This is a genomic window from Halospina sp. K52047b, from assembly GCF_008709855.1.
GTDB lineage: Bacteria > Pseudomonadota > Gammaproteobacteria > Pseudomonadales > Oleiphilaceae > Halospina > Halospina utahensis_B.
Genome location: NZ_VYJH01000002.1, coordinates 36,799 through 59,982 on the forward strand (window position 1 = coordinate 36,799; position 23,184 = coordinate 59,982).

Here is a 23,184-nt window from a genome sequence, read left to right on the forward strand (position 1 = left end):
GGAGCCCACCATGAGACGCCGCCGCAGTGACAGCGAAGGACCAAGCAACGACCGCTGGCTGGTGTCCTATGCCGATTTCGTCACGGTGCTTTTCGGGTTCTTTGTTTTTCTCTATGCCATTTCCACCGCCGAGCAGGATCAGGTCCGCAAGCTTTCCGACGCCGTCCAGGGCGTGTTCACGGGAGCGCCGCGGACCATGACCCCCATCCCCATCGGTGAACCGATTACCGCCCCGGTTGAATCGGGCAGCGCTGACCAGGGGTTCTCCGATCCGGGATTGCGAGAGGAGCTGGGCAGTGCGCTGGAAGGGCTGGTGGGAAGCGACCAGATCCGTTTCCGTGAAGGTGCGAAGTGGATGGAAGTGACACTGCCCGGGGATCTGGTATTCCGCAGCGGCGGCGTGTTGCCCGGCCCCGAGGCGCAGACCGCAATTGTGCGTATCGCCGGTGTGCTGGCATCGCAGGATAATGCCATTGTGGTCGAGGGCCATACCGACAACCTGCCGATCCGAACCGGCCGGTTCCCCTCCAACTGGGAACTCTCCGCAGCGCGTGCGGGGGCCGTGGTGCGCCTGCTCGAGGACAGCGGGATCGATGGTGAGCGGCTGGCAGCGCTCGGTTATGGCGACAATCACCCCGTGGCCCGTAATGACACTGAACGCGGGCGGGCGCGTAACCGCCGTGTCACCCTGGTTATTGGCGCGGAGGGGAGCATTCCGGCGGCACCGGGGCAACGCTGAAGCTGGCATGGAATCTGCTTCTACGTCGTCAGCAGTCAAATGGACGGCGACACCCGGTAATGAAGGGGCGGCGTCGGCACGGAGCCGCCGCAGCGGGTTTCCGGCGGCAAGGGTTGGCCGCGGCAGGACCATGAACGTCAGGGGAGTAAAGGGTGCGAATCTGGACAGTGGCGAATCAGAAGGGTGGCGTGGGCAAGACCACCACCGTGGTTGCACTGAGTGGATTGCTTGCCGATGCGGGGCATCGCGTACTGATGGTGGATCTGGATCCCCATGGCTCGGTGACCACCTATTTCGGCCATGACCCGGATGCGATTGAGCATTCGGTGTACGACCTTTTCCAGCACGAGGGAAAGGTGGCGCCCGGGCTGCCAGCGCAACTGATCACCGAGACTGCTCACCCGGGGCTGCACCTGATGCCGGCCTCCAGTGCCCTGGCCACGCTGGAGCGCCGCAGTGTTGGTGTTTCGGGCATGGGGCTGGTGATCTCACGTTCGCTGTCCACGCTCTGGGACGATTACGACTATGTTCTGCTCGACAATTCCCCTTCATTGGGGGTGCTGATGATAAATGCTCTGGCGGCGGCTCAGCACCTGCTGATGCCGGTGCAGACTGAGTTCCTGGCCCTCAAGGGGCTGGACCGGATGCTGCATACGCTGCAGATGGTTATGAAGAGTCAGAAGAACGAACTGGGCTATACCATCATTCCAACCATGTACGACCGGCGGACCCAGGCCTCGGTTCAGAGCCTGAACCAGTTGCGACGGGATTACGGCGACGAGCTCTGGCGGTTCGCCATCCCGGTGGACACACGTTTACGGGATGCCAGCCAGAAAGGCGTGGTGCCGACGGCTGTCTCCCGGGATTCCCAGGGGATACGTGCGTATCGCCGCCTGCTCTCCGATCTGCAGGAGAAGCTGGGTGATGACGGGCGTAGCCCCCAGAGCGCGGAGGCGCGGTAGATCCGCGGAGGAGACCGGACAGTGGCAGGGCGTGGCAGCAACAGACCGGATTCCATCATCGGGGATTACCTTGATGAACTCCTGTCGCCTGGTGATGACAGTCCCTGGGCAGAGGAGGGCGATGGTGGAGCTCCGGAACGTCGGCGGGCCCGTGCGCGCCGGGCCCAGCCCAGCTCCCGGCAGCTGGCCGAGGCGGAGAGACCGGCTCTGAACCAGGCGCTGGTGAGTCCGGTCATCCGGAGCCTTGAGCAGGCCCCCGAGGCCCCCCCGGAACCTGAGCCGGAACCGGAACCAGAACCGGACGTTGAAGCACCGTCCGAACCTGATACGCTTGCTGAGCCAGAGCCAGAGCCAGAGCCAGAGCCAGAGCCAGAGCCAGAGCCAGAGCCAGAGCCAGAGCCAGAGCCAGAGCCAGAGCCAGAGCCAGAGCCAGAGCGGCAACAGGTTATTTCCGAGGCGGTGGACGCCCCCTCAGAACCGGTTGCGGAGACGGGAACCTGGCGTAATGGTCGCCCGCCCTGGGCCCAGGAGGGGTTTGAGTGCCTTATTTTCCGGGTGGCGGGGCTTCAGCTGGCGGTGCCGCTGGTGCTGCTGGGGCAGGTGCACCGTCTTGAGCGGGAACTCACCCCGTTGTTCGGTCGGCCGGACTGGTTCATGGGCTTGCTGCGCGTGGGCGGGCATACCATCAGGGTTGCCGATACAGCACGCTGGGTCATGCCGGAACGCTACCGGGATGAGTTCCGTGACGGCTACCGCTTCGTGATCCAGCTCGGGGACAGCGCCTGGGGGCTGGCGTGCGACAACGTGGCCCAGTCCTTCCACGTCCAGCCGGACGAGGTGAAGTGGCGCAGTGAGGGTGGCCGGAGGCAGTGGTTGGCAGGCACCATAAAAAAGGAAATGTGCGCCCTGCTGGATGTGTCCCGGATGGCTGCACTTCTGCAGAAAGCGGAAACCGAGCGCAATCCGGATCTTGACCGCTGAGAATAGCGGGGAGTGGCACAGTTTGTGCTCTGTTCTATAGTGCAGGGTGCGCAGTGATGAAATATTGACAGTTGCCCGGACAGAGAGGCGGATATGGCGACCCAGAGCATTCAGAACGCGGCCCAGCAGAGCAGTGATGACCCGGTGCTGCAGTATGTGACCTTCCGGCTGGCGGATGAGACCTATGGCCTCAACGTCATGCAGATCCAGGAAGTGCTGCGGTACACAGAAATCGCGCCGGTGCCCGGGGCGCCGGATTACGTACTTGGCATCATCAACCTGCGCGGCAATGTCGTGACGGTGATCGACACCCGGCGGCGTTTCGGGCTGCCGGATGGTGAAGTCACGGATTCCACGCGCATTGTGGTGCTTGAGGCAGAGGAACAGGTAATCGGCATCCTGGTGGACGCTGTGGCCGAGGTCATCTACATCCGCCAGAGCGAGATTGAGAGCGCACCCAATGTGGGTAACGAGGAAAGTGCCCGCTTCATTCACGGTGTCTGTAACCGTGAGGGTGAGCTGGTGATTCTGGTGGCATTCGAGAAAATGCTGACCGACGAGGAGTGGGCCGAGATCGAGGCGCTCTAGGTGGTCAGCGAAAGGAGGCTGGCATGGACATGATCGACACACTTCTTCCCTGGGCTGTTACGGCTCTGGCCATTGCACTGGTGGCGGCTCAGGGCGTCGCCAACCGGGTCCGGATGAATCGTATGGAGGCCCACTGGCGCCAGCGCTGTGATGACCTGGGCCGGGAGCTGCACGCGGTCAGCAGTGGCAGCATGGGGGTAGGGCGTCGCCTTGTGGCCTGTGAACAGTCCCTTCACCGCCTCAGTGGTGCCCTGGAGGAAATGCGGCTGAACGACCCCCTCCGGGTGCCCTATGACGAAGCTTCCAAACTGGTGGAGCTGGGTGCCGGTACCGAGGATCTGATGAACTCCTGCGGTATCTCCCGCCCAGAGGCGGAGCTGGTGTCGGCTTTGCGCAAGGGCCAGACCCGGAGCCAAGAGCATGCCGGGACCGACGAGGTCGTCTAGCCTTTCCGTCTCCCATCCTGGAAATCTTCCGGGGTGAATCCCTGGAGATAGAAGCTGTAGGCCAGGATCTCGGCAATGACCCGATAGAGTGTTTCGGGAATCGCCTCGCCGAGATCCAGCCGGCTGAGCAGGGCCGCCAGGTCCGGATCCTCATAGAGCGGCACACCATTCTCCTGCGCGATGCGGATCATCTCCCGGGCCAGTTCGTCCTGCCCGGTGCCCGAGACAGTGGGGGCGTTCGCGCCGTCATAGGTCAGGGCGATGGCCGCCTCGTGATCGCGGTTGTCAGGCATGTTCGTCCACCAGTTGCTGGGTGAGCCGGGTGATCCGGGCCGGAGGCTGTCCCTCCATGCATTCCACCGGTACCACGTCCAGATCCAGTTTCGAAAGCGCCGTTTCCAGCCGTTCCCGGGTGTTTTCAATCAGCTCGGCGGTCGCCGGTTTCTCGGCCCAGACCTGGGTTCTGAGCTGGCGTCCACGGAGGTTGATTTCAAAGTAAAGCGGACCCGTGGTATCGAAGGACAGGGCCAGCGTCAGCTGCCATTCCCGCTCAAGGGATCGGCTGTCACTGGCATCGTCCGGGTCCGCATCCCGAGGGCCGTACTCCTCCAGACGCCCCTGGAGAATCCGCACCTCCTGGTTGCCTGATACCCAGGGCAGCTCCAGGATCCAGGTCTGGTTGGGGGCATTGGCATCGGCTCCAGCGCTGGCGGCCTGTGAATGGAGCTGATTCACGGTCAGCCGATTGATCATGCCCGCCAGGAGCCGGAGCATTTCCCCGGCCCCCATGGAGCTGCTGTTGCCGCCGGGGGCCGCGCCGCTGCTGGAGCCGGTCGCTGGCGATGTGGGGAAGCGCAGGGCGCCGGTGTCGTCCATTGAGGAGGTGGTCATGGGGCCAAGCTGGCCGATGAGGCGGTGAAGGCTGGCGCCGCTCTGATCGGACGAGGTGCCGGTCACCCGGGGCAGCAGCTGGGCGGCCAGCTGGATCAGCTGGCTTTTGAGGTCGGCACGGGGTTGGGCAGCGCTTTCCGTGGCGCCTGATGGGGGCTGGTGGAGCATGCTGGACTCCCGGAAGAGCCCGCTCTGGCTTATCCATTCACGGACCTGGGCGCCGCTCATGCTGTCCAGGGCTGGCAGTCCGGTAGGGCCACTGGCGCTGTTGGTGGTGACCGTTGCGGAACCAGTTGCTATCCCCACCCCGGGCGTTGCCGCAGACTGGGGGGGCGCTCCGTTTGAGCCCATGGCTCCCTGCACCGATCGCGGTGCCGGGGGCATGAGCTGGGTAAGCTGGGCCAGACCCTGACGGATCTGCTGGGGCAGCGCCGGGTCATTGGTCTGGGCGGCGAGGCGGCTGAGGCCCTGCCCCAGGTCATGCTGAAAGGGAATCCGGTTGGCCAGTGACTGGCTCAGGGTGCTGCGTGAAGGCTGCTGAAGGCTCTCTAAAAGGCGCAGTTCATTGCCCGCCCGCATGACCTTCACCATGGTGCCCGTATCCAGCGGCTGGTCGCTGCGCACGGGCAGCTTCTGGCCTCCTACCTCCAGCAGCAGGCGGGTCCCGGGGGCCGCCCGGGTGCCGTCACCGGCCGCGCGGCTGCCACCCTCGGCCTGCAGCAGCCGGGCAAGTCGGGGCTCGCCCTCACGCAGCCCCGCGCGCTCTAGCTGTGTCGCCAGACGGGCGGGGTCGGCTCCGGTGGGCTGGCTGCTGCCGGTTCGAGTCAGCAGCGAAAGAACAGGCACTTTCACGACGGTATTCCCCGTGGCCGTTGATGGCGGCAAAAGCCGGTCGTTTTCTATATAATAGGCGCCCGGCGGGGGCAGACCCAACCCGCAGAACCCACCGGCCGGATGGACCATGACCAGTACCCTGCTCGAAGCCCGGCAGATCCACTGTGAACGCGATGACCGCCCCCTGTTCAGCGGCCTTGACTTCAGGGTCGGCAGCGGTGAACTGTGGCGGATCGCCGGACCCAATGGTGTGGGCAAGACCACTCTTCTACGGATACTGGCAGGCCTGAATCCCGCTTTCGAGGGGGAGCTGCTCTGGCAGGGGGAACCGGTGCACCGGGTCAGGACCCAGTACCAGGCGAATCTGCTGTTTCTGGGGCACAATGCGGGCGTTTCATCTTCTCTCACTGCCTATGAGAATCTCGCCGGATGGCAGGCCATGCGCACGCCCGCGGTGCCTGAACAGGTGATGGCGGCACTGGCGGATGCGGGGCTTTCCGGGTATGAGGACCTCCCGGCGGCGCAGCTCTCCGCGGGGCAGCAGCGACGGGTGGCACTGGCACGCCTGTATCTTTCCAGCGCCCCTCTGTGGATTCTGGATGAGGCCTTCACGGCCGTGGACCGGGAGGCGGTGGCCCAGCTCGAGGCCCTGCTTGCCAACCGCGTGCGGGCCGGGGGCGCGGTCATCCTGACGACCCATCACCGCCTGGCGCTGGAAGGGGTTCAGGTACTGACACTGGGGGAGGGCTATGATGCGGTCTGAACCCAGGGTCCCGGTACGCCTCCAGGAACAGGAGGGCGGCTGGCCGCGCGCGGCTGTTGAGACCGTGCGCCGGGAATGGCTCATTGCATTCCGCAACCGCCAGGATCTGATGAATCCGCTGGTGTTCTTTGTACTCATTGTCTCGCTGTTCCCGCTGGGGGTAAGCCCTGAGCCGGAGTTCCTGCGGCAGGCCGGTCCGGGCATCGTCTGGGTGGCAGCACTGCTGTCCATACTCCTGTCCCTGAACTTGTTGTTCCGCAATGACTATGCGGATGGGCATCTGGAACAATGGGTGCTGTCCCCCCAGCCGCTGGCGCTGCTGGCACTGGCACGGGTTGCCGCCGTATGGGTCACCACGGTGTTGCCACTGGTGCTGCTGGTGCCCGTGCTGGCTGTCATGCTGCACCTGAGCCCGGGCACCGGGCTGGTTCTGGTTCTGACGCTGCTGGTGGGTACGCCCGTTCTGGTGCTGGTTGGCGCTATCGGTGCCGCGCTGACGGTGAGCCTGCGTGGCAGTGGTGTGCTGCTGGTTCTGATCATGACCCCCTTCTATGTGCCGGTGCTGATCTTTGGCACCGGAGCGGTGACGGCCGCCGTGGAAGGCGCTTCCATCACCGGGCATCTGGCCCTTTTGGGGGCCATGCTGTCGCTGGCAGTGGTGCTGGCACCGCTGGCCATCGCCGGAGCGTTGCGCATCAGTGTTTCCAATGGGTGAAATGAACTGAGGATCGCCACATGTGGCAATGGTTTCACAAACTGGGCTCCCCCAAGTGGTTCTTTGGCATCGCCGGCCGGCTGATGCCCTGGCTGGGATGGTCGGCCCTGATTGTCCTGACAGCGGGCGTGGTCTGGGGGCTGTTGTTCGCGCCCGCCGACTACCAGCAGGGGGACAGTTACCGCATCATCTTCATCCATGTACCTTCAGCCTATCTCGGGCAGTCACTCTATGTGGCCATGGCCGTCGCCGGTGTGGTGGGGCTTGTGTGGCGGATGAAGATGGCGGACACCTTCATCGCTTCCGCCACGGCGGTGGGAGCGGCCATGACATTCCTGGCGCTTCTCACCGGGGCGGTCTGGGGCAAACCCACCTGGGGCACCTGGTGGGTCTGGGACGCGCGCCTGACCTCCATGCTGCTGCTGCTGTTCCTGTACCTGGGGGTGATGGCGCTGCGTGGTGCCATGGAGGATCCGGACGTGCGTGCACGCGCCAGCGCCATCCTGGTGATTGTGGGCGTGGTGAACATCCCCATCATCAAGTACTCGGTGGAGTGGTGGAACACGCTGCATCAGCCGGCAACCATCAAGGTGACGGAGGCGCCCTCCATGCCGGCCAGCATGTGGGTGCCGCTGCTGATCTGCCTGCTGGGATTCCACCTGCTTGTGGCCTGGCTGATTCTCTGGCGCATGCGTAATGACATTCTGTTAAGAGAGCGGCGCGCACGCTGGGTTCGGGACTGGGTTCTGGCACAATAGGGGCCTCGGAGGCGATATATGCAGTTCGATTCATTCCAGGCACTGATCACGATGGGAGGCCACGGGGCCTACGTCTGGTTCAGTTACGCCACATTCATACTGGTGATCCTGGGGCTGATCCTTGCCACCGCTATCCAGCGTCGGCAGGTCATTAAGCATCATCGCCGCCTCATGCGCAGTGAGGCACAACGCCATGGCAGTGGAGGAAAGACACACAATGCATCCGGTGCGTAAACGCCGTCTCACCATCGTTCTGGCTCTGTTCGCGGGCTTTGCCGTGGCCGTATCGCTGGCGGTGGTCGCCCTGCAGGAGAACATGAATCTCTTCTACAGCCCCGCCGAGATTGCAACCGGCAAGGCGCCGGTCCAGCAGCGGATCCGGGCCGGTGGCCTGGTCGCGCAGGGCAGTCTCAAGCGTGATCCGGATTCCCTGAAGGTCCGCTTTGTCATCACGGACAACCAGGGTCGGGTGCCGGTTGAATACAAAGGGATCCTGCCGGACCTGTTCCGGGAGGGCCAGGGCGTTGTGGCGCTTGGTGAGCTGAACGAGGACGGCATGCTCAGGGCGGACCAGGTACTGGCAAAGCATGATGAGGACTACATGCCGCCCGAGGTCAAGAAGGCCCTGGAGAAATCCGGGCGCCTGAAGGAAGGGGGTGACTACCCGGCAGAAGGAATGGATCACGGTAACAGCAGTAGCAGCGGCACCTGAGGTGCTGGTGGCAGTGACTCTGACGCAGGAGAAATAATGGTTCCTGAACTCGGCAATTTCGCACTGATCCTGGCGTTGCTTATGGCGGTGGCGCTGGTGGTGGTGCCCATGACAGGGGCGACGATCCGCCATCCGGGCCTGATGGCCTTTGACCGGCCGCTGGTGGCGGGCATGTTTGTGATGCTCGTGCTCAGCTACGCCTGCCTTACCTGGTCCTTCATGGTCGATGACTTCTCCGTGGGCTATGTGGCCAACAACAGCAACAGTATGCTGCCCTGGTACTATAAGTTCAGTGCAGTCTGGGGCGGTCACGAGGGCTCGATGCTGCTCTGGGTGCTGATCCTGGGGGCCTGGACGCTGGCGGTGGCCCTGTTCAGCCGCAACCTCCCGGACGAGATGCGGGCCCGGGTGCTGTCCATCATGGGGCTGATCGGAGTTGGCTTCATGCTGTTTACGCTGATCACCTCCAATCCCTTTGAGCGCATGCTGCCGAATATTCCCCGGGATGGGGCCGACCTGAACCCGCTGCTGCAGGATTTCGGTCTGATCGCTCATCCGCCGATGCTCTACATGGGCTATGTGGGCTTCTCAGTGGTGTTTGCTTTCGCCATCGCCTCGCTGCTGGGTGGCCGCCTGGATGCCGTCTGGGCCCGCTGGTCGCGCCCCTGGACCACGGTGGCGTGGGCCTTTCTCACCCTTGGTATCGCCCTGGGCAGCTGGTGGGCCTACTACGAGCTTGGTTGGGGCGGCTGGTGGTTCTGGGACCCGGTCGAGAATGCCTCCTTCATGCCCTGGCTTGTGGGCACGGCTCTGATCCATTCACTGGCGGTGACCGAGAAGCGTGGTGTCTTCAAGAGCTGGACGGTGCTGCTGGCCATCATGACGTTCGCGCTGAGCATACTGGGGACCTTCCTGGTGCGCTCCGGGGTGCTGACCTCGGTGCATGCGTTCGCCACCGATCCGGAACGGGGCTTCTTCATACTGATGATGCTGGCGGTCACCGTGGTTGGCTCTCTGGCCCTCTACGCGATCCGGGCGCCGGCGGTGCAGGGCCGTACCGGCTTCACCCTGTTCTCCCGGGAAGCCCTGCTGCTGCTGAACAATGTCTTCCTGGTGGTGGCGACCTTTGTGGTTCTCCTGGGAACCATTTTCCCGCTGATCCTCGATTACATGGGAGGCGGAACCCTGTCCGTGGGGGAACCCTACTTCAACATCACGTTCGTGCCCATTGCCCTGATGACCGGGGTCATTCTGGGCTTCGGGGTGCTGACACGCTGGAAGCGCACGCCCGTGGACATGGTGCTGCGCAAGCTGCTGGTGCCGGCCGTGCTCAGTGTCATCGTTGCGGTGGTCACGCCACTGCTGATGGTGGGGGAACTCAGTGTCCTCAGCGTCATCGGTCTGATGGTGGCGGCATGGGTTGCCTTCACCACGCTCAGGGACGTCTGGGACAAGACAGCCAGCCGCCAGGGTCGCTGGCATGGCCTGCGCCGGCTTTCGCGCAGCTACAACGGCATGGTTCTGGGGCACGTGGGCCTGGCCATGTCGATCGCCGGCGCCACCATGGTCTCCATCCACGGGGTGGAGCAGGACCGGCGGATGGCCCCGGGCGACCGACTCGAGGTTGCCGGCTATGAATGGCATTTCGCGGATCTGGGGGAACGCCAGGGGCCCAACTTCACGGCACAGCGGGCAACCTTTGACATCTACCGGGAGGGTGAGAAAGTGACCACCGTTTACCCGGAGAAACGCCACTATCCGGTCCGGGACAGCGTCATGACCAATGCCGGCATCAGCGCCGGGGTTCTCAAGGACCTGTTTGTGGCTCTGGGTGAGAATGTTGAGGGACAGACGGCCTGGAGCGTGCGCATCCAGTACAAGCCCATGGTGCGCTGGATCTGGGGCGGTGCCCTTTTCATGGCGCTCGGTGGTGCCTTTGCGGTCAGTGATCGGCGTTACCGCGTGCGCCAGAGGCAGACGGTCACCGTGGCCGAAAAGCCCAGGGCCAGCCAGCCCGTGGCTGAAGGAGCGGCGTCATGAACCGGATCTGGCTTTTCCTGCCGCTGGTTCTAGCGGTCACGCTGGGTGTAGTCCTCTATTGGGGCCTCGGTGAGGACCCCAGTGAGCTGGATTCCGCGCTGGTGGGCCGTGAGGTGCCGTCTTTCGAACTGCCCATGCTTCGTGAAGCCGAATCACCTGCCAGGCCGGAGATGCTGAAGGGCAAGGTTCAGCTGTTGAACGTCTGGGCGACCTGGTGTGCGGCCTGCCGCGTGGAGCATCCACACCTTAACCGGCTTGCGGAGCAGGGGGTGCCCATTGTGGGGCTCAACTACAAGGATGAGCGGGATAAGGCTGTGGAATGGCTGGCCGAGCGTGGCGACCCTTACACCCAGGTGATCTATGACCCGGAAGGCAGCCTGGGATTTGACCTCGGTGTCTATGGCGCACCGGAAACCTATCTGATCGATGCCGAGGGCATCGTCCGCCACCGTCATGTGGGCGTGGTGGATCAAGACGTCTGGGAGTCCGATTTTGAGCCGCTCTATGAACGTTACCGTCAAGACGGTTGAAGCCGTCCTGTTGCTGCTGGCTGTGATGCTGCTTGCCATGCCGGCTGCGGCCCAGGAGCGTTTCGAGGACCCGCAGCTGCGTGAACGTTTCAGCGAACTCACGCGGGAGCTCAGGTGCCCGAAGTGTCAGAATGAATCCATTGCCGAATCCGGAGCCCCCATCTCTGAGGACATGCGCGAGCGCGTTCGCCGGATGATGCGCGAGGGTGCCACGGATGAGGAGATCCGCCAGGCCATGGTGGATCGTTTCGGCAGTTTCGTGAGCTATCGGCCGGAGTTCGCCCCCCGCACCTGGGCACTCTGGATCGGCCCCTTTGTGGCGCTGGTGATCGGTGTCGGCGTGGTGCTTGCTCTGGTGGCGCGGAATCGCGCACGCCGACAGCTTGATTCAACCCCGCTGTCCGACGAAGAGCGTCGCCGCGCGGAGCAGTGGCTGCGTGATGAATGAATCCCAACCCGAGTGAGCTTTTATGCCCCTGAATTTCTGGCTTGCCGTCCTCCTTCTGATCATCCTGGCGCTGGTCTTTGTCATCTATCCGATGCTGTTCGCCCGCCGCTCCAGGCCCATGGTGCAGTATCGCGAGCAGAACCTTGCCACCTACCGAGCCCGTCTTGCCGAGCTGGAACGCGAGCGGGATGAGGGAGCCCTGGATGAATCGGGGTTCGAGTCCCTCAAGGATGAACTGGAGATGCGTCTTCTGCGCGATGTCGAGGTGGAGGGCGCAGAAAGTGACGGCAGCTCCCGGGGGCGCGCTGGTGTCGTGATCACGACGCTGGTGCTGGTGCTGGCGCTGCCGGTGGGGGCCTTCCTGCTCTATGATTCGCTGGGCGCCAGTGACCAGGTGGCGCAGTTCCGCGAACGTCAGCAGATGATGCAGGGCGGTATGGATGCGTCCGATGTGGATGCCATGGTGCAGCGCCTTCAGGCACGGCTGGAGGCGGACCCGGATAATCCACAGGGGTGGGCCATGCTGGGGCGCAGCTACATGCAGCTCGAGCGCTTCCGGCAGGCTGCCGAAGCCTATGGCGAACTGGCGCGCGCCATTGAGCGTGCCGGAGACGGGAACCCGGCGGCAGCCCTTGGGCTGCGGGCCCAGGCCCTGTTCATGGCCAACCAGGGGGAGGTGACCGCTGAAGTTGATAATGCCATCAGCCGTGCCCGCGAGGGTAACCCGGATGAGGTCAACAGCCTGGGCCTTCTGGGCGTTGAGGCGTTCCGCAGTGGCGACTACCGCGAGGCGCTGGACTACTGGGAGCGCATTCTGGAGATCGCCCCGGATCACCCGCAGGCCGACAGCATCCGGCGGGGGGTGGCAGCAGCGTATTCAGAGCTTGGAGAGCCGGTGCCCGAGGACCTCCGTCAGGAGGACCGCAATCAGAGCGGCGAATCGGGCAGCTAGGAACCGTTGCGGGGGCGGCCGGCGAGCCGCCTCAGTACGCCCACCAGTTCATCCCCCTCCCAGGCCTCACGTTCATCCGGATTGGCAAACAGATGGCGCTCCAGCGCCTGAAGTTCCCGGGTGAGCTGGGGGTCATTCAGGTAGGCGGTGACATCGCCCACAGTACGCAGAGACGGGCGATTGAAATGTACCGCCGCCCAGTGGGGCAGCAGGGTCAGGGTGTCCGCCTCGCCCCTGCGGGCATGCTCACACAGAGCACGGAAACGCTCCCGGTTGGCTTTCTCCTCAGTGCTCAGCGCCAGCGTGTCGTCCCTGGTGTGGCGGTTGCGCCACCACGCGATGCCCGTGATCAGCCACCCGGAGGCGAGCACCACAGCCAGCCAGAACCACAGCGGAGGCAGGGCGGTACTGCCGGGGCGGGAGAGGTTGATCCTGGAGAGTGCCTCCCCGACGTCCTTCTCGGCGCTTTCGTTGGCTTCGGCGCCGGCCGCGGGCTCAACCTTCATTTCATGGGCCTGTAGCACAGCCTCACGCTGCTCATTCTCTTCCACGTCCCACCAGGGAATGCGGACTTCCGGCAGGGTGATTCGGCCTGGTTCAATGGGGACCAGGCTGGAACGCTTGCGCAGCCGCCCCTCGATGCTGTCTCCGGTCAAGCGTGACTCTGATTTCCAGGGGCTGGGGTACTCCCTCAGGCTGTCCGGATAACCGATGGTGAGTCGGGGCAGAGACTCGGGAGCCACACCCACAGCCCGTATATGGATGTCACGGCGTATGCTGTCGCCGGCGTGCACCGATTCCGGGGAATCCGACCACTCCTGAGTGAGTTCCAGGTTGCGCGCGGGCAGCCAGATTTCGCCGGTGAAGGATTCCGGTGGCGGATGTACCTTGATGCGCTGGGACGGCGCGGTGGCGATTACGGGTACCAGATCGCCGCCTTCGGTCTGCTTGCGTGCCTCAAAGCGCTGTTCGGGAAGAATCAGGGTGCCGGCGGACTGAGGGACGATCACAAAGCGCCGCTCCACCACCTGCCATTCACGCCCGTCCCTTTCGGCCCTGTATTCGCGCTGCTCACCCAGTGGTTTGACCATGGCATCAGGAATCGTGGGTGAGGATAGATTCGCCTGCGCCAGGGGTGGCTCATAGTAGACGCGCTGGGTCAGGATGATCTGCTGCTGCACATAGACTTCCCCCTCACTCAGGTTGACGTCCAGCCGGGCTTCGGGTTCGGCGCGTTCCGCGGGCGCCACGCCGGGCATGACGGTGACGTCAATGGAGCGGCTCTGCATGTCCTGGAACTGCAGTGCGGGAATGGTCAGCTCGCCCGCTCTTCGGGGAGCCAGGAGAAAGGTCCAGGTGACCTGCCCCCGGTTGACGCCGTTCTTGGATTGGATGGCCATGCGCTGGTGGCGGTCCAGAATCCGGAAATCGTGCTCCAGTGGGGCTGTGTTGGGATGGGGGATATCCATCTCCGCGGGGTTGAGCAGTGAGCCCAGACTGAAGTCGAGTTCGGTTTCGGTGTCGAGGGTGAGGGTGATCAGTTCATTGGCATAGAGGCGTTTGGGATTGGCCGAGGCGGTGAGGTCCGCCAAGGCGATACTGCTCCAGCCGGTCAGCATCGCCAGCAGGGCAAAAGTGCACAGGGTAATCCGACAGATCCGCATGACAGCGCAGTTGCTCCTGGTCCGGGTGGGCAATCCGTGTCACATCCTCGCGCACCCGGCGGCAAGGCTCAAGCCACGGAACGGGACACAGTTCCGGATCAGCCGGGTTATTTCCAAATCGTAATTGAATGCGGCCATCCATAAGGAGTTACCGCAAATCCATGGGCCATAGGGCGTGGTTTTGTCTATGCTGAGGGAACGCAGACCGACGGCCACAGGATGCCATCATGAATGAGGAAACCTTCTCCACCATGGCGGAGTTCCAGCAGAAGCTCGATGGGGCGCTGAGAGAGCGTCTTCCGGCAGACCAGGCGGATCGCATCAGCGACTTCGCCCAGCGCTATTTCGAACACATGCCCTTCGCTGAGTTGGTCCAGCAGCGCTTCCTTGATGCCTACGGAGCTGTGCTCTCAGCCTGGGAGTTTGTCCAGCAGGGTCCGGGCCAGGAGTCGCGGGTCTGGGTGTTCAATCCGGATCTGGAGAAGGATGGCTGGGAGTCCAGCCATACGGTGATGTTCGTGCTGCATCCGAACATCCCCTTCCTGATCGACTCCATGCGCATGGAGGTCAATGCCCGGGAATTGAATATCCATACCATCCATTACACCATCCTCAATCCCGAGCGTGATGAAAAAGGCGATCTGGTGCGGCTTAACGAGGCCGTGAAGAAGCCGCTCGAGCCGGGCGAGGAAGCCCTGATCGTGATGGAAGTGGATCGCCACTCGGACAGCGCCGCCCTGAGTGCCCTGCGTGCCGACGTGGAGCAGGTACTTGGAGAGGTCCGGATTGCGGTGTCGGACTTCCCCCGTATGCGCGACAAGGCAACGGCCATACTGGATGAGCTGGCGGACCCGCCGAAGACGCTGTCGTCGGAGGAGGTCAGCGAGGCCAGGGCCTTTCTGGAATGGCTGGTGGATGACCGTTTCACCTTCCTGGGCTATGACGAGTACGACTTCGTGCGTGAGAACCGGCGCACGGAGATCCGGCAGGTGCCGGATTCCGAACTGGGGATTCTGCGAACCTACAATGAGCGGCCGAGCAGCATCCGCATGAAGGACATGCCGCGCCAGACGCGCGAGGCCATGACCGACAGCAGCAGTCTGTTCATTTTCGGCAAGTCCGCCCAGCGCTCACGCATCCACAGGCCGGCGTATCCGGACTACATCGCCATCAAGAAACTGGATGAGAAAGGGCGTGTCGTGGGCGAGCGTCGCTTCCTCGGTCTCTACACCTCACGGGTTTACCATGAGCGCCCGGATGAGATTCCTCTGCTGCGGCGCAAGATCGAATACGTGCTGAGCCAGTCAGGGTTCCCGCGTGAGGACTACGCGGGCAAGGAACTGGATCAGATCCTGACGGTCTACCCCCGGGACCAGCTTTTCCAGATCGGGGGGGACGAGCTGGTGGATGTGGCCAAGGCCATCCTCTATATCCAGGAACGGCGCAAGATCCGGTTGTTCATGCGCGAGGACGTCTATGGCCAGTTCGTAACCTGTCTGGCATTCGTGCCGCGCGAACTGTATTCAACCCAGCTGCGGGTGAGCATGCAGAATGCCATCGTGCGGGCGCTGGATGCCGAGGGCATTGATTTCACCACCTATTTCTCGGAATCCGTGCTGGCGCGCACCCAGTTCACAGTACGGGTTCAGCCCCAGGAGAACCGGGTTCTGCCGGTGGAGGAACTGCAGCAGAAACTGGTGGAACTGGCGCGCTCCTGGCAGGACACCCTGCAGGAGGCTCTGATCGAGCACCACGGTGAAGAGATCGGGACCCGGCTCTCCGCCTGCTATGAGAATGCCTTTCCGGCGGGCTACCGGGACATGTTCTCGGCACGGCGTGCCGCGATTGACGTGGAATACCTGGACCGGATCCATGAAACCGGCCGGATGGCCATGAGCTTCTACCGGGATCCGGAGGAGAGCGCCAACACGCTGCACTTCAAGCTGTTCCATCCGCATCAGCAGCTGCCGCTTTCCGACGTGATTCCGGTGTTCGAGAACATCGGTTTCAGGGTGATCGGCGAGCATCCGTTCGAGATCACGGACCGCAGCGGCAATACCCACTGGATCCATGATTTCGCGCTGCGCTCACGCTCCGGCGAGCCCATCGACATTGAGCGCATCAGGCCCATCTTTGAATCGCTGTTCACCCGTGTCTGGCATGGCGAGGGGGAGAACGACCACTTCAACCAGCTGCTGCTGGCCGGCTACCTGGACTGGCGTTCCATCTCGCTGCTGCGGGCCTATGCGCGCTATATGCAGCAGATCCGCATCAGCAACAGCCAGACCTTCATCGCCGGAACCCTGGCACGACATGGCAAGCTGGTATCACTGCTTCTGCAGTTCTTCGATGTGCGCTTCAACCCAGAGCGTTACCAGAGCGAGCGCCAGTGCGAGGCGGCCCAGAAAAAGATCGCCATTGAGTTCGGCAGTGGCCTGGATGAGGTACCGAACCTGAGCGAGGATCGGGTTCTGCGGCTGTTCCTTGAGCTGATGCAGGCCACGACCCGGACCAATTTCTACCAGGAGGGGAGCAACGGGGACAGCAACTGCATCAGCCTGAAATTTGATCCTTCCCAGCTTGCCGACCTGCCGCGCCCGCGGCCGGTCTATGAGATTTTTGTGTACTCGCCCCAGGTGGAAGGGGTTCACCTGCGCGGTGGCAAGGTGGCACGCGGGGGGCTGCGGTGGTCGGACCGGTTCGAGGATTACCGCACCGAGATCCTGGGGCTGGTGAAGGCCCAGCAGGTCAAGAACGCGGTGATTGTGCCCGTGGGGGCCAAGGGCGGTTTCGTCGCCAAACAGATTCACCGGGACGCCGACCGTCAGGAGGTGCAGGCCGCCGGGCGTGCCGCCTACAGCTGCTTCATCCGGGGGCTTCTGGATGTGACGGACAACTTTGTTGATGGCGAAGTGATCCCGCCCAAAGGTGTCATCCGTCACGATGAGGACGACTACTACCTGGTGGTGGCACCGGATAAGGGGACGGCGACCTTCTCGGATCTGGCCAACGAGATCTCCAACGAATACGGCTTCTGGATGGAGGACGGTTTCGCCTCCGGCGGCAGCTATGGGTATGACCACAAGAAGATGGGGATCACCGCCAAAGGGGCCTGGGTGTCCGTGGAACGCCACTTCCGCGAGCTGGGCGTGAACACCGATACTGATGAGTTCAGCGTCGTCGGGATCGGTGACATGGCCGGCGACGTGTTCGGTAACGGCATGCTGCTGTCCAGAAAGATCCGTCTGGTGGCGGCCTTCAATCACCAGCACATCTTCCTGGACCCGGATCCGGACCCCGAGGCGAGCTTCCGTGAGCGCGAGCGCCTGTTCGCGCTGCCGGGCTCCTCATGGGAGGAGTACGATACCGGGGTGATTTCCGAAGGCGGGGGCGTGTTCAGCCGGGCCTCCAAGTCGGTCCCGCTGAGCCAGCCGGTCAAGGAGCTGCTCGGCACCCGTTCCGATCACATGCCGCCAAACATGCTGATTTCCCACCTGCTGCGAATGCGGCATGACCTGCTCTGGCTCGGTGGTATCGGCACCTTCGTCAAGAGCCGCCACGAATCCCATGGCGATGTGGGAGATAAGGCCAACGACGGACTGCGAGTGGACGGGGCCGAACTGGGCTCGCGTGTTGTGGGCGAGGGCGGCAACCTGGGCATGTCCCAGGCCGGGCGCGTGGAGTTTGCGCGCCATGGCGGTCGCTGCAACACCGATTTCATTGACAACTCCGGTGGGGTGGACTGCTCCGACCGGGAGGTCAACATGAAGATCCTGCTCAACCGGCAGGTGGCCCAGGGGGATCTGACCTTCAAGCAGCGTAATGAGTTCCTCACCAGCATGACCGAGGATGTCTCCCGCCTGGTGCTGGAGAACAACTACCGCCAGACCCAGGCGATTTCCATCGCGAACTCGGAAGGGGCTGAGAGGCTTGAGGAGTACCGGCGCCTGATGGTCCGGTACGAGAACCGGGGCCTGCTCGACCGTGGGCTCGAGAATCTGCCCGACGAAGAGGCGCTGAACGAGCGCCAGCTGAACGGGCAGGGGCTGACCCGCCCGGAACTGTCAGTGCTGATCGCGGTGGTTAAGGCAGACCTCAAGCAGGTGCTGGTCGCCAGCGATCTTCCGGAGGATCCCGGGGTCAAGCCCATGATCCGGGAGATGTTCCCCTCACAGCTGGTCGAACGTTTCGACCAGGCGCTTGAGCAGCACCAGCTGCGGCGCGAGATCATTGCCACACGGGTGGCCAATGATCTGGTCAATCATATGGGCATGACCTTTGTGGAACGGCTTCAGCAGTCCACCGGCGCAGCGCTGCCATCCATTGCCAGGGCCTATCTTATCTCCAAGAGGATCTATCGCCTGGATTACTGGTGGCAGCAGGTGGAGGCGTTGGACTACAGCATCTCGAGCGACCTCCAGATTGAGCTCCAGAGTGAACTGATGCGCCTTGTGCGGCGCGGTGCGCGCTGGCTTCTGCGCAACCGGCGGAGTGAAATCGACATGCCGACCCAGGTTGAACGTTTCCAGACCCGGCTGGACGCCATGGCGGGTGATCTGCCGTCCTACATTGGTGAGCGGGCGCTGGATCTCTGGCAGCAGGAGCGTGACCGGCTGACGGGTGAGGGCGTTCCCGAGCCGCTTGCCGGGGTTGTCGCCGGCTCCGGCCACCTTCTCTCCGGGCTGGGGATCATCGATGCCCGCGAGGAAACCGGTCTGGACCTCAAGGAAGTAGCGCATCTCTACTTCGCGGTGGGAGACGAGCTGGAGCTGGACTGGTTCGCCAGCGCCATATCCGCGCTGGTGCCCCGCAGCCACTGGGAGGCGCTGGCCCGGGAAAGTTTCCGCGAGGACCTGAACTGGCAGCAGCGTGCGCTGACGACGGGGATACTGCGGTCACGTACTCCGGGTACGGATCTACAGACCACCCTCCAGACCTGGGCCAGTGAGCATGCCGGTCTGATCGAGCGCTGGCACGGCATCATGGGGGAGCTGCGCAGTCAGAACACGCCGGAATACGCTATGTTCTCCGTTGCCCTGCGGGAACTGCTGGATCTGGCGCAGAGCACTGTGCACGTGGGCATCAGCGGCTGACCGGGTGCGGGGTTTCAGCGAGGGCGATCTGATTGCGGCCATTGTCCTTGGCCGCATAGAGCGCCTTATCGACCAGTGACAGCCACTGGTGGTGATCGCCCATCGTGCTGCTCACCTGGGCGACGCCGAGGCTGATCGTGCATTGAATAATGCCGGCCTCGGTCGTCACTTCCATGGTGCTGATCGACTGCCGTAGCCGTTCGCCCAGTATCTCACCGCCCCCGATATCCGTTTCCGGCAGTATCACGGCGAATTCCTCGCCTCCGTAGCGACCCGCTATGTCCGTCTGTCTGAGGCGTTCCGAGATCATCCCTGAAACCGCCCGGATAACATCGTCACCGGCCTGGTGTCCCCAGGTATCGTTAATGGGCTTGAAGTGATCAATGTCGAGCATCAGCAGCGTTCCGATGCTCCCGTAGCGGCGGAATCGCTCAAATTCGCTGGCCAGGAGTGACTCCCAGGCACAGCGATTGAGCAGCCCGGTCAGGCCATCGCTCTGGCTCTGCTGCTGCAGGCGGGCGTTGGAACGCTCCATCCGGAGTTTGGCAGTCGCACTGTCCGTGACGTCGTAAACCACCAGGCAGACATGGTCCACCTCCCCTGAGGCACTGGTTAGGGGGCTGAAGGTGATGTTCTGGTACATATAGGGCTCGGTGCCCGTAATCGGTCGTGCATTACGGAAAGGGAACGGGTGGGGGCGTTGTTCCCAGGTGGTGAAGGTGCGCATGTTCAGTGTCAGCGCGGTTTCCATCTTGCGCCAGATCCAGCCTTCATGGATTTCCGGAAAAATCTCTAAGAGTGAGCAATCCTGGACCCGGGTGGCACTGAAGCCGCTGTGATTTTCCATGAACCCATTCCAGAGCTGGATGCGGAGCTGGCGATCCAGTACCACCAGCCCAACCTCAATGGTCTGGAGCATATCCATGATCCAGTGGAATTCATGCAGAGTATTTCTTGATTCCGTCATGCTGAACTCCCCGTGCTGGGATCGGGAAGCCACGCGAGAGCCTCGCGCAGCGGAGCTACGGATTCCTCACTGAACAGCAGAAGCAGGTCGCACTCGAGGTCGTGGGATTCGATGGTGTAGGTGAGTTCGATGGTCAGGATCTGCTGCCACGCATACTGGCTTCCGTCCAGGAGATCGCTGATGTCCAGATGCGTACCGAGAACAACCGGGTGACTCAGTCCGAACTGTCTGTCCATCTGTTGCCCGAAGCCGCGCAGGAACGCCCCTACCATGATACTGGAAAGGTCCATGAGCGGTTCGGTGTTGTTGCTGGCATTGTCCTCCTCCGGGTAGCCGAGCAGGTGGGACAGTGTCTCCAGCCGGGCATTATTGAACAGTAAAAGGCCCTCCCCGGTGATGCCGGCGCCACTGAATCCCTGGCACACGCCTGACCAGGTGGAGGTCGAATCCGTGATGTTCAGGGCCATTCGCAGCTCCGAGGCTGCCAGCATGTTGACGCGCGGCACGGGAAGTTTGATGAATACATCCAGCAGCCGTGCCAGAAGGTCGCCTGCCTGACCCATGGCAATATTGGCAATCTCCTGAAGCGCATCCTGCCAGGGCACATCCGGATCCGAGCCTGGAGTGGGCGGTGCGGTTACATTCTCCGTGCCATGCCCAGAGGGACTGTAAAGTCCATAGTCTTTCAGGGTCTGCGCGAGAACCTGAGGGTCGATGGGTTTACGGATGAAATTGAGCGCACCAAGCCGTAGGACCCGCCTGTAAGCCTCGGGTTGGATGTCCCCGGAAACGACAAGTACAAGGGCGGGCAGTTCTTCCCGATGTACATGCTCGAGCACCACGTATCCGTCGGAGCCCGGCATATTGAGATCGAGAAAGACCACAGAGCCCTTACCGTCACGGATCGCCTCAAGGCAGGCATCGCCGTCCTCCACAAAGGTCAGCGTGGTGTCCCAGTCCGCAGGCAGGGCCCGGGCCATCTGTTTGCGTGCCATGGAGGAGTCGTCGCAGATGATCACGCCTGTGGACATCGATGCTCCGGAAAATTGGGGGAGAAAGGCACCAGGTCAGTCCCAGTAACGTATTCCAGAAAGGTAGCAGGTGCATTGGATTTTTCACATGGATCGGGGCGGGGAAGTCAGCAGGACGTGTTCATGATAGTATGGCCTTACGTGACTGCGCGGGAGAACCGCAGATGGCGGATGCCGACAGGTGTTCACTGATCCGGGAAAAACTGACCCTGGCGGGCCAGCTGGTGCGTCTCTCGGAGGACTCTGGTTCTCCGAAAACAGTGGTAACGGGCGAGGCACTGCTTCAGGGCACTGTGGCTCTGCTTGCCGAGGCCAGAGCACTCCTCCTGAAGCTGGTGGCTGAAAGCGCCAGTGATGAGGCGGGTGATGTCGATTCCCTGGCGACCCTGCGCGCGAGGGTTGGCGACCAACCCGGTGAGGTTCAGGTGTTGTCAGCTGCTGCCGCGGACGGTAACAGCTGGTGGTCGAGGCTGGAAGTACTGCTGACGCGTCAGCAGGAGCCCGGGAGGCGTGCATCGCGACCGCGTGACGAAGCGCTGATCGCCGTTGCAGCGGCAGGGCCGGACTGTTCTCCCGACGCCCTTCGATCACTGATCAGTGACTTCAGGGATTATTTTGAGACGTTCGTGGAACGTCATGACCAATGGTAAAAGGCGTTGTCTATGCCCACATCCTTTCTGGAAATCATTCAACTGCCCACCGGTGAGTACGCGCTGCGCCGGGCGGATGATGAAAGTACCCCCCTGGTGCGGATCCGTTTCTCAGATGAAGCCAAGGAGATGCTCCAGGACAATGACCTGAACGTGGCCAAGGCCATGATCACCGCCGGCCTGGAGGCGGCGGGGTCCACCACCGATGACATCGGTGACATGGAGATGGAAGAAGAAGACACCATGCCCCCCGCCTACAACCAGACCGTTCACTGAGAATGGGTCTGTCTCTGCCGCAGTATGACTCCATGGCTGTGACCGCGTACGGAGGCGTTCTCCAGGCGGCCATAGCTGTGGCGGCTCAGTCCCGAGGTCCAGAGCACCACAGCATGGCAGGTACCAGCTGACAGCGCTTTTTCCGCCAGCGTCTCGGCGCTGTGCTGGGCCGAGGAGCGGAGGATCAGAAGCTGGTGCTGGATGATGCCGTGATGCTGCTGCCACTTGCCAACCAGTCCTGCCGGTGGGTCGATCCAGGCCAGCCAGCGTTCCTCCTGGTTGAGCTGGGTCAGCATCGGCAGCAGCAGCTGGAAGTTCTCGATCTGTTCCTCCGGCAGGATAATCTCCGTCACGTTCGCCTCCGGCGCCTCCGGAGCGTGACTCCTGCCGCCTTCGCCGGTTCCCGAGGCGGTCTCGGTGGCAGGGGGATTCCGCTGTTCCTGTGGGGTGAGATCCAGTTGTTCCATGATGGGGCTCCTGTCAGCTTCTGTGGGGTGGGTCAGTGCAGATCACCGCGGCGGATGACGCCCACGCCCAGCCCTTCGATATCCAGTGGTGTGTCAGTCAGATCCACCTGGATGGGGTCGAACTCATCATTCTCGGCAATGAGCCAGACGGTACTGCCCTCCCGGCGGAAGCGCTTGACGGTGACCTCATCCTCCAGCCGTGCCACCACGATCTGGCCGTTGTGGACGTCCGTGGTGCGGTGAACGGCCAGCAGGTCGCCGTCGAGGATGCCCACATTCTCCATGCTGGTCCCGCGCACCCGCAGGAAATAGTCTGCTGCCGGGGTGAAGAATCCAGGCTCCAGAGTGCAATGATCCTCGATGTTCTCCTCGGCGAGGATGGGGTTGCCGGCGGCAACCTGACCGACGATGGGGATGCCGGGGCTTTCCTCGACTTCCGGGAGCCGGATGCCGCGGCTGGCGCCCTTGACCATTTCGATGGCGCCCTTGCGGGCCAGGGCCCGGAGGTGTTCCTCCGCCGCGTTGGCGGATTTGAAACCCAGGGTGCTGGCGATTTCAGCCCGCGTGGGCGGGTAGCCCGTGGAATGCACGTGCTCGCGGATCAGGTCGAGAATCTGTTGCTGTCTTGGCGTCAGGTTCATAGTCAGGGCCACTGTTTTTCCGTACAGGTACTGTCA

The 23,184-nt window shown here is 62.9% G+C and carries 24 protein-coding genes; 17 read left to right on the plus strand and 7 right to left on the minus strand.

What is annotated here, in order from left to right:
- Positions 1 to 10: 10 nt before the first annotated feature.
- From F3089_RS02605 to F3089_RS02625, 5 genes are all read left to right on the plus strand, one after another.
- The gene (locus F3089_RS02605; protein WP_151439312.1) at positions 11 to 739 is read left to right on the plus strand and encodes an OmpA family protein; all 729 of its coding nucleotides are present in this window, start codon (positions 11 to 13) and stop codon (positions 737 to 739) included.
- A 152-nt stretch (positions 740 to 891) separates the two neighbouring features.
- Positions 892 to 1,701: a ParA family protein gene (locus F3089_RS02610; RefSeq protein WP_151439313.1), complete on the plus strand. Its 810-nt coding sequence runs from the start codon at positions 892 to 894 to the stop codon at positions 1,699 to 1,701.
- 21 nt (positions 1,702 to 1,722) lie between these two features.
- Positions 1,723 to 2,682: a chemotaxis protein CheW gene (locus F3089_RS02615; RefSeq protein WP_192497255.1), complete on the plus strand. Its 960-nt coding sequence runs from the start codon at positions 1,723 to 1,725 to the stop codon at positions 2,680 to 2,682.
- Between the two features lie 93 nt (positions 2,683 to 2,775).
- Positions 2,776 to 3,270, plus strand: a complete 495-nt coding sequence (locus F3089_RS02620) for a chemotaxis protein CheW (protein WP_151439315.1) — start codon at positions 2,776 to 2,778, stop codon at positions 3,268 to 3,270.
- Positions 3,271 to 3,293: 23 nt separating this feature from the next.
- Positions 3,294 to 3,716, plus strand: a complete 423-nt coding sequence (locus F3089_RS02625; RefSeq protein WP_151439316.1) for a DUF2802 domain-containing protein — start codon at positions 3,294 to 3,296, stop codon at positions 3,714 to 3,716.
- On the opposite strand, the gene F3089_RS02630 is transcribed toward F3089_RS02625, so the two are convergent.
- Positions 3,713 to 4,009: an EscU/YscU/HrcU family type III secretion system export apparatus switch protein gene (locus tag F3089_RS02630; RefSeq protein WP_151439317.1), complete on the minus strand. Its 297-nt coding sequence runs from the start codon at positions 4,007 to 4,009 to the stop codon at positions 3,713 to 3,715. The genes F3089_RS02625 and F3089_RS02630 overlap by 4 nt on opposite strands.
- The gene (fliK, locus tag F3089_RS02635) at positions 4,002 to 5,459 is read right to left on the minus strand and encodes a flagellar hook-length control protein FliK (protein ID WP_192497256.1); all 1,458 of its coding nucleotides are present in this window, start codon (positions 5,457 to 5,459) and stop codon (positions 4,002 to 4,004) included. Before fliK ends, F3089_RS02630 begins: the two co-directional genes overlap by 8 nt.
- Positions 5,460 to 5,568: 109 nt before the next feature.
- On the opposite strand from fliK, the gene ccmA reads away from it, so the two are divergent.
- The 9 genes from ccmA to ccmI are packed head-to-tail and all read left to right on the plus strand — an operon-like array spanning position 5,569 to position 12,359.
- On the plus strand, positions 5,569 to 6,204 hold the full coding sequence (gene ccmA / locus F3089_RS02640; RefSeq protein ID WP_151439319.1) for a cytochrome c biogenesis heme-transporting ATPase CcmA: 636 nt from the start codon (positions 5,569 to 5,571) through the stop codon (positions 6,202 to 6,204).
- A complete protein-coding gene (gene ccmB, locus F3089_RS02645) occupies positions 6,194 to 6,919 on the plus strand; it encodes a heme exporter protein CcmB (RefSeq protein WP_151439649.1) in 726 nt (241 codons plus the stop codon). The genes ccmA and ccmB overlap by 11 nt, the downstream gene beginning before the upstream one ends.
- Before the next feature lie 20 nt (positions 6,920 to 6,939).
- A complete protein-coding gene (locus tag F3089_RS02650; protein WP_151439320.1) occupies positions 6,940 to 7,677 on the plus strand; it encodes a heme ABC transporter permease in 738 nt (245 codons plus the stop codon).
- Positions 7,678 to 7,695: 18 nt separating this feature from the next.
- Positions 7,696 to 7,911: a heme exporter protein CcmD gene (ccmD, locus tag F3089_RS02655; RefSeq protein ID WP_151439321.1), complete on the plus strand. Its 216-nt coding sequence runs from the start codon at positions 7,696 to 7,698 to the stop codon at positions 7,909 to 7,911.
- Entirely contained in the window at positions 7,895 to 8,389 is a 495-nt protein-coding gene (gene ccmE / locus F3089_RS02660; RefSeq protein ID WP_151439322.1) for a cytochrome c maturation protein CcmE, read from the plus strand. The genes ccmD and ccmE overlap by 17 nt, the downstream gene beginning before the upstream one ends.
- 36 nt (positions 8,390 to 8,425) lie before the next feature.
- Positions 8,426 to 10,429, plus strand: coding sequence for a heme lyase CcmF/NrfE family subunit (locus tag F3089_RS02665; RefSeq protein ID WP_151439323.1), 2,004 nt, complete (start codon positions 8,426 to 8,428; stop codon positions 10,427 to 10,429).
- Positions 10,426 to 10,959, plus strand: coding sequence for a DsbE family thiol:disulfide interchange protein (locus F3089_RS02670; protein ID WP_151439324.1), 534 nt, complete (start codon positions 10,426 to 10,428; stop codon positions 10,957 to 10,959). The genes F3089_RS02665 and F3089_RS02670 overlap by 4 nt, the downstream gene beginning before the upstream one ends.
- A complete protein-coding gene (locus F3089_RS02675; RefSeq protein WP_151439325.1) occupies positions 10,934 to 11,407 on the plus strand; it encodes a cytochrome c-type biogenesis protein in 474 nt (157 codons plus the stop codon). The genes F3089_RS02670 and F3089_RS02675 overlap by 26 nt, the downstream gene beginning before the upstream one ends.
- Before the next feature lie 22 nt (positions 11,408 to 11,429).
- Complete coding sequence (gene ccmI, locus F3089_RS02680) at positions 11,430 to 12,359, plus strand: c-type cytochrome biogenesis protein CcmI (RefSeq protein WP_151439326.1); 930 nt, start codon at positions 11,430 to 11,432, stop codon at positions 12,357 to 12,359.
- Here the strand turns inward: ccmI and F3089_RS02685 are convergent.
- A complete protein-coding gene (locus F3089_RS02685; RefSeq protein WP_151439327.1) occupies positions 12,356 to 14,023 on the minus strand; it encodes a BatD family protein in 1,668 nt (555 codons plus the stop codon). The two genes, ccmI and F3089_RS02685, sit on opposite strands and share 4 nt — an antisense overlap.
- Positions 14,024 to 14,250: 227 nt before the next feature.
- On the opposite strand from F3089_RS02685, the gene F3089_RS02690 reads away from it, so the two are divergent.
- Positions 14,251 to 19,116, plus strand: a complete 4,866-nt coding sequence (locus tag F3089_RS02690; protein ID WP_151439328.1) for an NAD-glutamate dehydrogenase — start codon at positions 14,251 to 14,253, stop codon at positions 19,114 to 19,116.
- Here F3089_RS02690 and F3089_RS02695 read toward each other — a convergent pair.
- Together F3089_RS02695 and F3089_RS02700 are read right to left on the minus strand one after the other, a co-directional pair.
- Complete coding sequence (locus tag F3089_RS02695) at positions 19,106 to 20,083, minus strand: sensor domain-containing diguanylate cyclase (RefSeq protein WP_151439329.1); 978 nt, start codon at positions 20,081 to 20,083, stop codon at positions 19,106 to 19,108. The genes F3089_RS02690 and F3089_RS02695 overlap by 11 nt on opposite strands.
- Complete coding sequence (locus tag F3089_RS02700; RefSeq protein ID WP_151439330.1) at positions 20,080 to 21,114, minus strand: response regulator; 1,035 nt, start codon at positions 21,112 to 21,114, stop codon at positions 20,080 to 20,082. The genes F3089_RS02695 and F3089_RS02700 overlap by 4 nt, the downstream gene beginning before the upstream one ends.
- 164 nt (positions 21,115 to 21,278) lie before the next feature.
- Between F3089_RS02700 and F3089_RS02705 the strand changes: the two genes are divergently transcribed.
- Both F3089_RS02705 and F3089_RS02710 read left to right on the plus strand, forming a co-directional pair.
- Positions 21,279 to 21,764 (plus strand): DUF6586 family protein, encoded by a 486-nt coding sequence (locus F3089_RS02705; RefSeq protein WP_151439331.1) that lies wholly within the window; start codon positions 21,279 to 21,281, stop codon positions 21,762 to 21,764.
- Between the two features lie 12 nt (positions 21,765 to 21,776).
- Positions 21,777 to 22,040: a hypothetical protein gene (locus F3089_RS02710; RefSeq protein ID WP_095617092.1), complete on the plus strand. Its 264-nt coding sequence runs from the start codon at positions 21,777 to 21,779 to the stop codon at positions 22,038 to 22,040.
- Here the strand turns inward: F3089_RS02710 and F3089_RS02715 are convergent.
- Both F3089_RS02715 and lexA read right to left on the minus strand, forming a co-directional pair.
- The gene (locus F3089_RS02715) at positions 22,034 to 22,507 is read right to left on the minus strand and encodes a cell division inhibitor SulA (protein ID WP_151439332.1); all 474 of its coding nucleotides are present in this window, start codon (positions 22,505 to 22,507) and stop codon (positions 22,034 to 22,036) included. The two genes, F3089_RS02710 and F3089_RS02715, sit on opposite strands and share 7 nt — an antisense overlap.
- Positions 22,508 to 22,539: 32 nt before the next feature.
- The gene (lexA, locus tag F3089_RS02720; protein ID WP_095617090.1) at positions 22,540 to 23,148 is read right to left on the minus strand and encodes a transcriptional repressor LexA; all 609 of its coding nucleotides are present in this window, start codon (positions 23,146 to 23,148) and stop codon (positions 22,540 to 22,542) included.
- Positions 23,149 to 23,184: the final 36 nt, after the last annotated feature.

Bases quoted from the DNA above. Each gene is read 5' to 3' on its own strand.
- F3089_RS02675 (WP_151439325.1), top strand. From the start codon at position 10,934: ATGAACGTTACCGTCAAGACGGTTGAAGCCGTCCTGTTGCTGCTGGCT.
- ccmA (WP_151439319.1), top strand. From the start codon at position 5,569: ATGACCAGTACCCTGCTCGAAGCCCGGCAGATCCACTGTGAACGCGAT.
- F3089_RS02695 (WP_151439329.1), bottom strand. From the start codon at position 20,083: ATGACGGAATCAAGAAATACTCTGCATGAATTCCACTGGATCATGGAT.
- F3089_RS02625 (WP_151439316.1), top strand. From the start codon at position 3,294: ATGGACATGATCGACACACTTCTTCCCTGGGCTGTTACGGCTCTGGCC.
- F3089_RS02670 (WP_151439324.1), top strand. From the start codon at position 10,426: ATGAACCGGATCTGGCTTTTCCTGCCGCTGGTTCTAGCGGTCACGCTG.
- lexA (WP_095617090.1), bottom strand. From the start codon at position 23,148: ATGAACCTGACGCCAAGACAGCAACAGATTCTCGACCTGATCCGCGAG.
- F3089_RS02605 (WP_151439312.1), top strand. From the start codon at position 11: ATGAGACGCCGCCGCAGTGACAGCGAAGGACCAAGCAACGACCGCTGG.
- F3089_RS02715 (WP_151439332.1), bottom strand. From the start codon at position 22,507: ATGGAACAACTGGATCTCACCCCACAGGAACAGCGGAATCCCCCTGCC.
- F3089_RS02700 (WP_151439330.1), bottom strand. From the start codon at position 21,114: ATGTCCACAGGCGTGATCATCTGCGACGACTCCTCCATGGCACGCAAA.
- ccmE (WP_151439322.1), top strand. From the start codon at position 7,895: ATGCATCCGGTGCGTAAACGCCGTCTCACCATCGTTCTGGCTCTGTTC.
- F3089_RS02705 (WP_151439331.1), top strand. From the start codon at position 21,279: ATGGCGGATGCCGACAGGTGTTCACTGATCCGGGAAAAACTGACCCTG.
- F3089_RS02690 (WP_151439328.1), top strand. From the start codon at position 14,251: ATGAATGAGGAAACCTTCTCCACCATGGCGGAGTTCCAGCAGAAGCTC.
- F3089_RS02620 (WP_151439315.1), top strand. From the start codon at position 2,776: ATGGCGACCCAGAGCATTCAGAACGCGGCCCAGCAGAGCAGTGATGAC.
- F3089_RS02650 (WP_151439320.1), top strand. From the start codon at position 6,940: ATGTGGCAATGGTTTCACAAACTGGGCTCCCCCAAGTGGTTCTTTGGC.
- F3089_RS02630 (WP_151439317.1), bottom strand. From the start codon at position 4,009: ATGCCTGACAACCGCGATCACGAGGCGGCCATCGCCCTGACCTATGAC.
- ccmI (WP_151439326.1), top strand. From the start codon at position 11,430: ATGCCCCTGAATTTCTGGCTTGCCGTCCTCCTTCTGATCATCCTGGCG.
- F3089_RS02710 (WP_095617092.1), top strand. From the start codon at position 21,777: ATGCCCACATCCTTTCTGGAAATCATTCAACTGCCCACCGGTGAGTAC.
- ccmB (WP_151439649.1), top strand. From the start codon at position 6,194: ATGCGGTCTGAACCCAGGGTCCCGGTACGCCTCCAGGAACAGGAGGGC.
- F3089_RS02665 (WP_151439323.1), top strand. From the start codon at position 8,426: ATGGTTCCTGAACTCGGCAATTTCGCACTGATCCTGGCGTTGCTTATG.
- ccmD (WP_151439321.1), top strand. From the start codon at position 7,696: ATGCAGTTCGATTCATTCCAGGCACTGATCACGATGGGAGGCCACGGG.
- F3089_RS02685 (WP_151439327.1), bottom strand. From the start codon at position 14,023: ATGCGGATCTGTCGGATTACCCTGTGCACTTTTGCCCTGCTGGCGATG.